This window comes from Stenotrophomonas sp., from assembly GCF_050737075.1.
Lineage (GTDB): Bacteria > Pseudomonadota > Gammaproteobacteria > Xanthomonadales > Xanthomonadaceae > Stenotrophomonas.
In genome coordinates this window covers 1-10,704 of sequence record NZ_JBOHXV010000129.1, presented here as the reverse complement: position 1 = coordinate 10,704, position 10,704 = coordinate 1, and the positions used below count along the sequence as shown (strand labels likewise).

10 protein-coding genes are annotated in these 10,704 nt (G+C 68.5%); 5 read left to right on the top strand and 5 right to left on the bottom strand.

The genetic code is table 11. The features are described from left to right. Positions 1-55: 55 nt before the first annotated feature. From ACREPD_RS20510 to ACREPD_RS20495, 4 genes are all read right to left on the bottom strand, one after another. Complete coding sequence (locus ACREPD_RS20510; RefSeq protein ID WP_431601018.1) at positions 56-850, bottom strand: dienelactone hydrolase family protein; 795 nt, start codon at positions 848-850, stop codon at positions 56-58. A gap of 138 nt (positions 851-988) precedes the next feature. Further along, positions 989-2,398, bottom strand: coding sequence for a UDP-N-acetylmuramoyl-L-alanine--D-glutamate ligase (gene murD / locus ACREPD_RS20505; protein ID WP_431601017.1), 1,410 nt, complete (start codon positions 2,396-2,398; stop codon positions 989-991). Beyond that, positions 2,379-3,731 (bottom strand): UDP-N-acetyl-alpha-D-muramoyl-L-alanyl-L-glutamate epimerase, encoded by a 1,353-nt coding sequence (gene murL / locus ACREPD_RS20500; RefSeq protein WP_431601016.1) that lies wholly within the window; start codon positions 3,729-3,731, stop codon positions 2,379-2,381. Before murL ends, murD begins: the two co-directional genes overlap by 20 nt. Before the next feature lie 84 nt (positions 3,732-3,815). Beyond that, positions 3,816-6,419: a bifunctional aspartate kinase/diaminopimelate decarboxylase gene (locus ACREPD_RS20495; RefSeq protein ID WP_431601015.1), complete on the bottom strand. Its 2,604-nt coding sequence runs from the start codon at positions 6,417-6,419 to the stop codon at positions 3,816-3,818. Positions 6,420-6,592: 173 nt separating this feature from the next. On the opposite strand from ACREPD_RS20495, the gene ACREPD_RS20490 reads away from it, so the two are divergent. Then, entirely contained in the window at positions 6,593-7,468 is an 876-nt protein-coding gene (locus ACREPD_RS20490; protein WP_431601014.1) for a PhzF family phenazine biosynthesis protein, read from the top strand. A gap of 46 nt (positions 7,469-7,514) precedes the next feature. On the opposite strand, the gene ACREPD_RS20485 is transcribed toward ACREPD_RS20490, so the two are convergent. After that, positions 7,515-7,949, bottom strand: a complete 435-nt coding sequence (locus tag ACREPD_RS20485; RefSeq protein ID WP_431601013.1) for an OsmC family protein — start codon at positions 7,947-7,949, stop codon at positions 7,515-7,517. Positions 7,950-8,334: 385 nt separating this feature from the next. On the opposite strand from ACREPD_RS20485, the gene ACREPD_RS20480 reads away from it, so the two are divergent. The 4 genes from ACREPD_RS20480 to ACREPD_RS20465 all read left to right on the top strand — a co-directional run bounded on the left by ACREPD_RS20480 (position 8,335) and on the right by ACREPD_RS20465 (position 10,647). After that, the gene (locus tag ACREPD_RS20480) at positions 8,335-8,733 is read left to right on the top strand and encodes an HU family DNA-binding protein (RefSeq protein ID WP_431601012.1); all 399 of its coding nucleotides are present in this window, start codon (positions 8,335-8,337) and stop codon (positions 8,731-8,733) included. A gap of 259 nt (positions 8,734-8,992) precedes the next feature. Further along, positions 8,993-9,301, top strand: coding sequence for a DUF3861 family protein (locus ACREPD_RS20475; RefSeq protein ID WP_431601011.1), 309 nt, complete (start codon positions 8,993-8,995; stop codon positions 9,299-9,301). Between the two features lie 40 nt (positions 9,302-9,341). Then, positions 9,342-9,875, top strand: coding sequence for a hypothetical protein (locus ACREPD_RS20470; protein WP_431601010.1), 534 nt, complete (start codon positions 9,342-9,344; stop codon positions 9,873-9,875). A 175-nt stretch (positions 9,876-10,050) separates the two neighbouring features. Continuing rightward, positions 10,051-10,647 carry a DUF1439 domain-containing protein gene (locus ACREPD_RS20465; protein WP_431601019.1) on the top strand — a complete coding sequence of 199 codons (597 nt, stop codon included), beginning with the start codon at positions 10,051-10,053 and terminating at the stop codon, positions 10,645-10,647. Positions 10,648-10,704: the final 57 nt, after the last annotated feature.

Here is a 10,704-nt window from a genome sequence, read left to right as displayed (position 1 = left end):
CAGGCGATCCGTGGGCCGGCCAACGGCCGGCGCTACCGATGTCCCAGCCGCCGATCTATCGCTTTTCGAAAAGACCTTCAAAGAACGTATCCAGGCTCTTCCACGCCCGCTTCGCCGCCCGCTCGTTGTACAGGCAGCCCGGCGGGCTGTTGGCGTCGGCCTCGGCAAAGCAGTGCACCGCGCCGCTGTAGTTGGTGAACTCCCAGTCGATCTTGGCCGCGTTCATTTCCTGCTCGAAGCTGGCGATGTCTTCCTTGCTCACGCCCTTGTCGTCGGCGCCATTGAGTACCAGCACCGACGGGTGCGTGCCTTCTGCCTTGGCCGGCAGCGGTGAGCCCAACCCGCCGTGCAGGCTGACCACGCCCGCCAGCGGCGCGCCGGCCCGGGCCAGCTCGAGCACCGTGGTGCCGCCGAAGCAGAAGCCCACCGCGCCGATCTTCGTCACATCCAGCGGCGCGTTGCCGGCCTGGGCCTTGAGCACTTCCAGCGCCTTCAGCGCGCGGGCGCGAAGCACCGGGCGGTCATTGCGCAGCTTGGTCGCGACCGGTCCGGCCTCGGCATCGGTCTTCGGGCGCACGCCCTTGCCGTAGACGTCGGCGACCAGCACCACATAGCCGTCGCCGGCCAGCTGCTTGGCCTTGGCGATGGCCGAGTCGTTGACGCCCTTCCAGTTCGGCACCATCACCAGGCCGGGGCGTTTGTCATTGTCCTCATCGTCGTAGACCAGCACGCCACTGAACGTGGTGCCTTCGTGCGTCCACTCCACCGGCTTGGCCTGCATTGCCGCCATTGCCGGCAGCGCCGTCATGCCCAACAGCACCGCTGCACCCCACTGCCATTGCCTGCTCATGCGTCTGCTCCTCCAGATGGAAACCCGAATATACGGGGCGCAGGCGCAACATGCCGTAGAGCGGGGCTTTGCCCCGCTGCACGGATCGCCGGACATCACACGCGGCCGGGCAGAGCCCGGCGCTACGGGGCTGCGGAATCAGGCGATCCCAATCCCCGGAATCGCGGTAATCTGGTCCGGATCAAACCCGGCCAGTTCGGCGAAATGGCGACCACGCGCGACGTAATCGCGGTACACGCCGTAGCTCGGCGCGCCCGGCGACATCAATACCACCCCACCCTGCCCGCCCAGCGCGGCACGGGCCAGTTGCACCGCCTCGTCCAGATCGTCGGCCGCATGCAGGCCGAACCGGCCTGCATCGGCCAGCGGCTGCAACAGCGCGTGGATACGGGGGCCGTTGGCGCCCATGGTGACGATTTCCACCGGGGGCACGTCGTGCGCCATGTGGTCCACGAAATCCTGCCAGTCCAGCCCGCGGTCATGCCCGCCCACCAGCAGCGCGATGCGCTGGCCGCCGAAGCACTCCAGCGCCGCCAGGCTCGCGTGCGGCGTGGTGCTGATCGAATCGTTGACGTAGCGCAGCCCCTCGCACTCGCCGATGGTCTGCAGACGGTTGGGCAGCGGGCGGAAATCCTGCACGGCCGGCGCCAGCGCAACCGCATCCAGCCCCAGCGCCTCGATGGCCGCCAGCACCGCGCACAGATTGCCGCGGTTGTGCCGGCCCGGCAGCGGCGTGTTCGCGGTGTCGAACACCGCCTGCCCGCCGCGATACACCACCTCACCGCGCATATGCCAGCCCTGCGGCTGGTTGAACCACACTACCTCGCTGTGCGGCAGCATCAGCGCGGCCAGGTGCGGGTCGGCGGCATTGAGCACGGCCACCCGCGGCGCGGCTTCGGTCACCAGCGACAACTTGTCGGCGATGTAGCGCGCCTCGCTGCCGTGCCAGTCCAGGTGTTCGGGGAACAGGTTCAGCACCACCGCCACCTGCGGGTGCGCGCCACTGCGCGCCACTTCGCCGGTCTGGTAGCTGGACAGCTCCACTGCCCAGTAATCCGGCGCGGGCTCCGGCGCCAACACTTCCAGCAGCGGCAGGCCGATGTTGCCGACCAGCCCCGCACGCGCACCCGAGGCACGCAGCAGATGGGCCAGCAGCGAGGTGGTGGTGCTCTTGCCCTTGGTGCCGGTCACGCACACTGTGTCGCGCACGGTGCCTTCGGCATCGGCGTGTTCGGCGAACCACAGCGAGGTGCCGCCGATGAACTGCGTGCCCTGCGCGGTCGCGTACGCGGCGGCCTCGCCATACGGGCTGATCCCGGGCGACTTGATCACCACCTCGAACGCCGCCAACGCGTCGCCACTTACATCCGAGCGCACGTGCAGCGCCGCGCCGGCCTCGGCACGCGCGGTGGGGGCTTCGGCTTCCGGGCAGAACAGGGTCAGCGCGAGGCCGGGCAGGCGCTCCTGCAGCACCCGGAACGCCGCGCGCCCCTCACGTCCCCAGCCCCACAGCGCAACGCGCTTTCCCTCAAGCTGCGAAATTCGCACGCAGGCGCTCCCAGATCGCCGCCGGAATCCGGTGCTCGCCGTCCAGTACCAGCAACGGCTCGATCTGCAGTTCGGTGGCATCCAGCTGCGGCCGGATCTCGTCGACGAAACGCTTCACCAGCGCGTCTTCGCTCCACTCCGGGCGCGTGGCCAGCGTGGCCATGGCCGCACGCGATTCGCGGCCTTCGCCCACGCATTCGAATGGCTTGTGGTCCTGGAATTCCAGCAGCGCATCGAAACCGCCGGCCTGCTCGACATCGTCCAGCAGGTTGCGGCCGAAGATGCGCACCAGGCGTGTCTTCGGCATGAACGGCGCCAGTGCCAGGAACACGAAGTGGCACTTCGGGCAGACCCCGCACCAGCGGTTCACCGGGCGCTCGCCAAGGATGTGGAAGTTGCGGTTGCAGCTGGAGAAGTGCGCGTCGTAGAAATCGGTCTTGGCGAACTGCCGCGCCACCGCCAGCTCGGAGAGCGGGCGCAGCAGCGAGTAGTAGTGCAGGTCGGCGGCAACGTGCTTTTCCAGGTGCTCGCCGAAGGCCTGCTCGAACGCCCAGCCCTTGGACCACTGGTGATTCACTTCGCCGGTGCCGGGAATCTGGCTGCCGTAGCTGGCCGAACGCTCGTTGGAGAACACCACCTGGTCCACGCCCTGCAGCAGCGCGGCCAGCACCATGATCGCCGAGTTCACCGCGGTCACCGGGATATGCCCGTTCCAGGCGCCCTGGCGGTTGAGCTCGAACAGCTCCGGGGCCAGCACGCGGCCGATGTTGAGCGTGGGCAGGCCGGTGCGCTCGGCGCAGGCGCGGATCAGCTGCGAACCGCCGATCCAGGTGACCGTCTCGGCAATGCCCAGCGCGCGCAGCGCTTCGATGCTGACCAGCGAGTCCTTGCCGCCGCCGATGGCGACCAGCGCGTGCTCGCGCAGGCCCAGCGCCGGCGCCTGCAGCGCCTGGCCCTGCACCGGCAGGCGGAACCGACCGCGCAGGTTCAGCCCGTTGCGGTAAGCGAACTCGCCCAGCCCGTTGAGGTAGACCGTTTCCACCAGCGCCGCGGTCGCCGCGTCGATGCTGTAACTGTCGATGCGCACATCGTCGGGCACGCCGGCCTTGTAGTAGCTCACGCCGGCGAACAGGTGGAGCAGGCGCAGCGCCTGCTCCACGGCCTGCGCGCGCGCGGCGTCGAGCACGAACGGCGCACCCGGCACGGTCACCGTTTCGGTCAGCTCCGGGCCGTTGTCGAAGGCGTAGACCAGTTGGGCCACGCCGGTCTCCACGTCCAGCGCACAGCGGACGAAGTGGAACGTGGCAACCTGGTGTTTATCGAAAGCAGTCATGGCGTATCCGGTGAGACGTGGCGTTTTCGCGGCGGTGCGCGAAGGCGTTCAAGCGGGCGTGCGAGGCAGCACCGCAGGCTGCGCTCAGGGCAGGTCATCGATGACGTCCTCGCGCGGCAGCTCGCGCTGGTTGTAGGTATTGGCCATGACGTAACCGTAGGCGCCGGCATCGGCGATCAGCATCACATCGTCCGGCGCGGTCGAGACCGGCAGGCGGCGGCGCTTGCCGAACACGTCGCTGGACTCGCAGATCGGGCCGACCACGTCGAACATCGCCTCGGCGTAACCGCCCAGCCGGCTCAGGTTCTCGATGTCGTGCCAGGCGTCGTACAGGGCCGGGCGCATCAACGTGTTCATGCCGGCATCCAGCCCGACGCGGCGCACGCCGTCCTTCTCCACCACCTGGGTGGCTGTGGTGAGCAGTACGCCCGATTCGGCCACCAGGTAGCGGCCGGGTTCGATGGCCAGGCGGAACGCCGGATGCACCGCCTTGACCTCGGCCAGGCCAACGGCCCAGGCGTCCAGGTCGAACGGTTCGTCGTCGGCGCTGTACGGAATGGGCAGGCCGCCGCCGATGTCGATGGTTTCCACGCTGCCGATGCGGCGCGCGAAGCCGGCCAGCTCATCGCACATCAGTCGCCAGTGCTGCGCGGTTTCCACGCCGCTGCCGAGGTGGGCATGCAGGCCAACCACGCGCGTGCCCAGCTCGCCGGCCAGGCGCACGAATTCGTCCACGCGGGCGGTGGGCAGGCCGAACTTGGAGTCCTTGCCGCCGGTACGCACCTTGGCGTGGTGGCCTTCGCCACGGCCCAGGTCCACGCGCAGCCACAGTTCGCGGTTGCGGAACAGCTCCGGCCAGCGCTGCAGCGCCTCGACGTTGTCGAGGGTAACCGTCACGCCCAGCGCGAAGGCCGCTTCATATTCGGCACGCGGCGCGAAGCTGGGGGTGAACAATACCCGCCGCGGCGACAGCGTGGGCAGCGTGTTGAACACGTGCTTGAGTTCGCCGTGCGAGACGCATTCCAGCCCGAAGCCTTCCTGCTCCAGCAGCTCCAGGATGGCCGGATGGCTGTTGGCCTTGATCGCGTAGTAGCGCTGGTCGATCGGCTTGATCGCCGCAAGCGCGCGCGCACGCGCGCGCACCGTGGGCAGGTTGTACACGTAGCGCGGCGTGCCGGCCTCGGCCAGCTGCAGCAGGTGCTCGCGCTGGCCGCGCCACCAGGCGGTCTCGCGCGGGCGGATGGTGCCGGCAATCTCGCGCCAGCGCGGGCCGAACACTTCGCCCTCTTCCACCGGCATCGCGCCGCTGTCGATCAGCTCGGCGTGCAGGATCGGCAGCAGGCCGTCCGCATCCGCCTCGTCGATGACGAAGGTCAGGTTCAGGTCGTTGGACGACTGCGAGATCATGTGCACGCGTTCACGGCCGAAGGTCGCCCACACGTCGGAAAGCTTGTGCAGCAGCGAGCGCATGCCACGGCCCACCAGGGTGATCGCCGCGCACGGCACGATGATCTTTACCTTGCATATCTGCGACAGATCGGCCGACAGCGCGGCCAGCACGTCGGTGTTGACCAGGTTCTCGGACGGATCCAGCGACACGGTCACGTTGGTTTCGGCCGAACCGATCAAGTCCACCGACAGGCCATGCTTCTTGAACAGCCCGAACACGTCGGCCAGGAAGCCCACCTGCTGCCACATGCCGATGCCTTCCATCGACACCAGCACGATGCCGTTGCGGCGGCTGATCGCCTTCACGCCCGGCACCGGTGCGGCATTGCCGTCGATGCTGGTGCCCGGCAATTCGGGGCGTTCGGTGTCCAGGATCGCCATCGGCACGCCGGCGTCACGGCACGGCTTGATCGAGCGCGGGTGCAGCACCTTGGCGCCGGTGGTGGCGATTTCCTGTGCTTCGTAATAATCCAGGCGGGTCAGCAGGCGCGCGTCGGGCACGTCCTTCGGGTTGGCGCTGAACATGCCGGGCACGTCGGTCCAGATTTCCACGCGGCTGGCGCCCAGCAGCGCGCCGAAATAGGCGGCCGAGGTGTCCGAGCCGCCGCGGCCGAGAATGGCGGTGCCACCATCGGCGTGGCGCGAGATGAAGCCTTGGGTGATCAGCATGCGGGTCGGCTGGGCGCGGAAACCCGCCGCCCATTCGGCATCCGAACGCCACTGGCAGTTCACCGACAGGCGCTGCGACCAGTCGCTCTGGTTCGGCTGCGGCGGCAGCGCCTGCAGCCACTCGCGGGCGTCCATCCAGCCAAAGTCCAAACCACTGGCGCGCAGGTAAGCGGCGCCGACGGTGGACGACAGCAACTCGCCCTGGCCCAGCACGTCGGCCTGCCAGTCCAGCGGGCGCGTGGCCGCGCGCGGGTCGTCCAGCAGCGCCTGCAGCGCCGTCAGGCGTACGTCCAGCGCGCTGGCATCGAGTTCCAGCTCGGCCAGGAATTCGCGGTGGCGGGCCACCAGCGCATCCACCCGGGCGCGGCCGTCGGCGGCACCATCGGCAATGGCGGTCAGCTCGTTGGTCACCCCGGACAGCGCCGATACCACCACCAGCACGCGCGCACCGGTTTCTTCCGCACGTTTTTTCGCCAGCTTCCCGATCGTGTCCCAGCGGTGACGACGCGACACGGAGGTGCCGCCGAACTTCAGTACGATCCAGCGATCGACAAGGGGGGAAGCTGACATGGTGGTAGGAATGGGTAGCTAGTGGGGGGAATGACCCGGCACGCCGGGCCGAACCTCTGATTCTATGCCAAGCCACGCCCCGACAGGGCCCGTGCGGCGGCATCGGCCGATCTGCCCGGCAGGCGCGGCCCGGCTTGCTAAGCTGCCCGACCGTTCCGCCTGACCGATCTGCCATGACTGCTCGCCGCTTCCTCCAGCTTGACGTGTTCTCCCCCTATCCCGGCGCCGGGAATCCGCTGGCCGTGGTGCTGGATGCCGAGGGCCTGGACGACGCGCGCATGCAGGCCATCGCCCGCTGGACCCGGCTGCCGGAAACCACGTTTGTATTCGCCCCGCAGGCGCCCGGCGCCAGCTACCGCATCCGCATGTTCAGCCCGCAGAAGGAAGTGCCGTTCGCCGGCCACCCCAGCGTGGGCACCGCGCACGCGGTGCTGGACGCCGGCCTGGCCGCCCCTGTGGACGGCATGCTGGTGCAGGACGGCATCGCCGGTGCCCTGCCGCTGCGGGTGGTTGGCGAAGGTGCCGCGCGCAGCATTGCCATCCGCACCCCGCGCGCGGCAGTGGCCGAGGTGACCGATGCCTCCGATCCGCGCCTGCAGGCCGTGCTGGCCGGCTGGCCGCTGGGCGAACTGCCGCCGGCGCGCATGTCCGGCGGCCGCAGCTGGTGGGTGGTGGAACTGGCCGATGAAGCGGCGTTGCGTGCGCTGTCGCCGGACTGGGACGCGGTGGCCCTGCTCGCGGAAAGCACCGACAGCATGGGGGTGTTCGCCTATGCGCGCAGCACCGGCGCCGAGCATGACCTGGCCGTTCGCGCGTTTGTCGGCAATGGACGGCGTTTCGAGGACGCCGCCTCGGGTGCGGCCAATGCCGTGCTGGCCGCCTGGCTGGACAGCCGCAATGCGCTGCCGGGACGCGGGGGTAGTTACGTGGTCAGCCAAGGCCGCGAGGTCGGCCACGACGCGCGCCTCACCCTGCATGTGGATGCCGATGGGGAGGTGTGGTCGGGTGGTCAGGTGCAGACGGTGATCGAGGGAACGATCACCTGGTAATGGGCCCGAAACCGGTGCCGGCCCGGGGCCGGCACCTGATTCAACATCAACCGGCCAGCTCAGTCTCCAGGCTGATCGGGACGGCGCTCAACGCCTTGGATACCGGGCAGTTCTGCTTGGCATCATCGGCGATGGCGCGGAACTGGGTCGCGTCGATGTTGGGTACCACCGCTTTGACCTTCAAGGTGATCTGGGACAGCTGCGGGCCGCCCTCCATCGACAGATCCACCTTGGCCTCGGTGTCCAGCGAGGTCGGCACGAACCCGGCTTCGGTCAGCTTGGCCGACAGCGCCATGGTGAAGCAGCCGGCGTGCGCGGCGGCGATGAGTTCTTCCGGGTTGGTGCCCTTCTCGTCGCCGAAACGGCTGCTGAAGGCATAGCGGGTTTTGTCCAGCAGGCCGCTCTGCGGCGTGCTCAATTGTCCCTTGCCTGTCTTGAGGTCACCTTCCCAGTGCGCGGTGGCGTGACGCGAAATGCCCATTGGTTCTTCCTCTGTGCGTGAATGGCAGCACCAGCGTAGACGCCCGGGCGTTAGCATCGTGTCTGGCCGCACCGGCCTGCGCCGATCCGCCGCGGCAGCGCCGCCGGTGACCGGGCCGCACCACCCCACTTCCATGCGGAAAGCGCGGTTTTCAAGGTGTTTTTTGCTACTCTGCAAGGCGCGGCGCCCCGGTCGGTAGCCGCCGGGACGGCACGCTCGGGCCTGCGTCCCGGGCATGAACTGATGCACTGCAGTAACCGGAAACGCAAAAAACCCGAATTTTTATGCGTTTGCCTATTGGCGCCGCCGCATTGTTGCCCTACATTTCGCTTGCCGATGGGTTCGGCGCGACCACACAACCAACCGATCACGGAATCAGGAAATCATGGCAAAGACCGCTAAGAAGGCTGCCCCGAAGAAGGCAGTAAAGAAAGTCGCTACGAAGGCCGCTGCAAAGCCGGCTGCTCCGAAGCCGATCAAGGAAGTGCTGACCAAGTCCGGCCTGGTTGCACACATCGCCGAAGCTTCTGGCGTTGTCGCCAAGGACGTCCGCTCGGTGCTGGCCCACCTGGAAGCCGCCGTGGCCTCCTCGGTGCACAAGAAGGGCGCAGGCAGCTTCACCCTGCCGGGCCTGCTGAAGATCACCACCGTCAGCGTTGCGGCCAAGCCGAAGCGCAAGGGCATCAACCCGTTCACCAAGGAAGAGCAGTGGTTCGCCGCCAAGCCAGCCACCACCAAGCTGAAGGTGCGTCCGCTCAAGAAGCTCAAGGACGCCGCGCTGTAATCTGCGCGCTTCCTGCAGCACCCGAACGGGACGGCCATGGCCGTCCCGTTCTTTTTTCCACGTTGCCCTGCAACGAAACACAGCGTTGCCAAACCACCGCTGCGCCGGTGCTACCGGCTCAAACCCTGCTGCCACGGCACTCCTGCCGGGCGCGCCCATGACCGGAACGCACAGGGTGGAACACTGCGTGCGACAGCACCTGTCGCTCCGCCCAGGCACCCCGCCTATCGTGGCCCTGTCCCCCTCAGTGCATGCAGCCATGGCCAGCCCTTCGCAACGCTATCGCATTACCGTTACCCCGATCGAAAAGGACGGGTTGCAGTGCAGCGGGCGCTGCACGATCGAACTGGAGCACCGTGCCCAGCAGGACTGGATGCGGCTGCTGGAAGTGGCCCGGCGCCAGACCGGCCTGAGCGGCGACGAGCGCGCCGCCGCCATCGTGGCCACCCAGTTGCTGCAGGACCTGGCCCGGCGCCATGCCGAAGAGCCCAGCCACCCGCTGACCGCACTGCAGCCGAAGCTGGACGAAGTGCTCGGCGCGCTGGACGCCATCCAGCGCGCGCCCTGAGTGCCCGCTACACTCTGCCCTCCTCTGGGGAGAGTGCGCCATGCGTCGAGCCGTATTCCTGCTGCCGCTGTTGTTTGCCGGATGCTCCTGCCAACCGGACCCGGCCGCTGAGCGCGACCGAACCGCCGCCGCACCCACCGATGTGTCGGCGGCGGCGCAGGATGCCAGCCCGGCAGCGCAAGCCGGCATCACCGCCCTGCCGCCGCCCGCGTTGAGCGCAGTGGCGCCGGACGCGGTCAGCGAAACCACGACGGTGCGCAACTACATCATCGCGCTGCTGGGCAACGAGCGCAGCGCCTCCGATGCGTACTGGAGCGGCGGCACCACCGGCACGCGCCCGGACGACGCGGTGCTGCGCACGATCCCGCAGCTGCGCAACCTGCGCGTGGACACCGACCCGCCCATCGCCCGCGACACCGCCCAGCCTTCGCGCCTGCGCGAAGTGCCGGTGCGCATCCGCGCGATCACCGCCGACGGCACCTTCAACTACCACGGCTGGTACCGCCTTCAGCCGCGCCCGGACGGCAGCGGCTGGGAGCTCCAGAGCGCGTCGCTGCAGCCGACGTTGAATTGACCCGCACCTGCAGCCACCCATGGGGTGGCTCTACGGGTTGTTCCCCCGCCGCGCGGTTTTCCACGGGGTGGCGCTACGCCACCCGGTAGAGCCACCCCATGGGTGGCTGGCCATGAAGCGCCGATTCAGCCCGTCGCGCTATCGTGTAGGCATCTCCACCCAGCGCCTCGCCACCATGAAGCTACGCCCCCTGGTCACCCGCATCGCCGCCTGCACCGTCCTCATCGCCGCGGCCGTCGGCGCGCAGGCGGCCCCGAGCATTTCCGGCCATGACCTGTCGGTCGGCGCCACCGACGTCCAGCAGTATCTGGACGGCAGCTTCCCGCGCACCCAGGACGCCCTCGGCGGCCTGATCGAAATGACCATGAGCCATCCGAAGCTGACCCTGCCGCAGGGCAACCGGCTCGACCTCGGCTTCGATGTGGCGCTCGCCACTGCAGGCGGCGCGCCGGCACCGCTGGGCAAGGTCAAATTGAGCAGCGGCCTGCGCTACGACGCGCAGACCCAGGGCTTCCACCTGGACCAGCCAACCGTGGACGACTTCACCCCGGCCAACAACGGCGGCAAGCTCGATTCGCGCACGCGCGGCCTGCTCAATACCTTCCTGGTCGACTACGCCCGCCGCGAGCCGATCTACAAGATCGACCCGACCGTGGCCGCCGTGCTCGGCGCCCTGCAGGTGCAGTCGGCCCAGGTCCAGAACGGCAAGCTGGTGGTCACCTTCAACCAGGACCTGGGTGCACTGGTGCCGGCCGGGTTGCTGCAGAAATAACGGACCGCCCGACATCGGTAGCGCCGGCCGTTGGCCGGCCCTCGTGAACCGTTGCGC

Bases quoted from the DNA above. Each gene is read 5' to 3' on its own strand.
- ACREPD_RS20465 (WP_431601019.1), top strand. From the start codon at position 10,051: ATGAAGCTACGCCCCCTGGTCACCCGCATCGCCGCCTGCACCGTCCTC.
- ACREPD_RS20490 (WP_431601014.1), top strand. From the start codon at position 6,593: ATGACTGCTCGCCGCTTCCTCCAGCTTGACGTGTTCTCCCCCTATCCC.
- ACREPD_RS20495 (WP_431601015.1), bottom strand. From the start codon at position 6,419: ATGTCAGCTTCCCCCCTTGTCGATCGCTGGATCGTACTGAAGTTCGGC.
- ACREPD_RS20480 (WP_431601012.1), top strand. From the start codon at position 8,335: ATGGCAAAGACCGCTAAGAAGGCTGCCCCGAAGAAGGCAGTAAAGAAA.
- ACREPD_RS20475 (WP_431601011.1), top strand. From the start codon at position 8,993: ATGGCCAGCCCTTCGCAACGCTATCGCATTACCGTTACCCCGATCGAA.
- ACREPD_RS20485 (WP_431601013.1), bottom strand. From the start codon at position 7,949: ATGGGCATTTCGCGTCACGCCACCGCGCACTGGGAAGGTGACCTCAAG.
- ACREPD_RS20470 (WP_431601010.1), top strand. From the start codon at position 9,342: ATGCGTCGAGCCGTATTCCTGCTGCCGCTGTTGTTTGCCGGATGCTCC.
- ACREPD_RS20510 (WP_431601018.1), bottom strand. From the start codon at position 850: ATGAGCAGGCAATGGCAGTGGGGTGCAGCGGTGCTGTTGGGCATGACG.
- murL (WP_431601016.1), bottom strand. From the start codon at position 3,731: ATGACTGCTTTCGATAAACACCAGGTTGCCACGTTCCACTTCGTCCGC.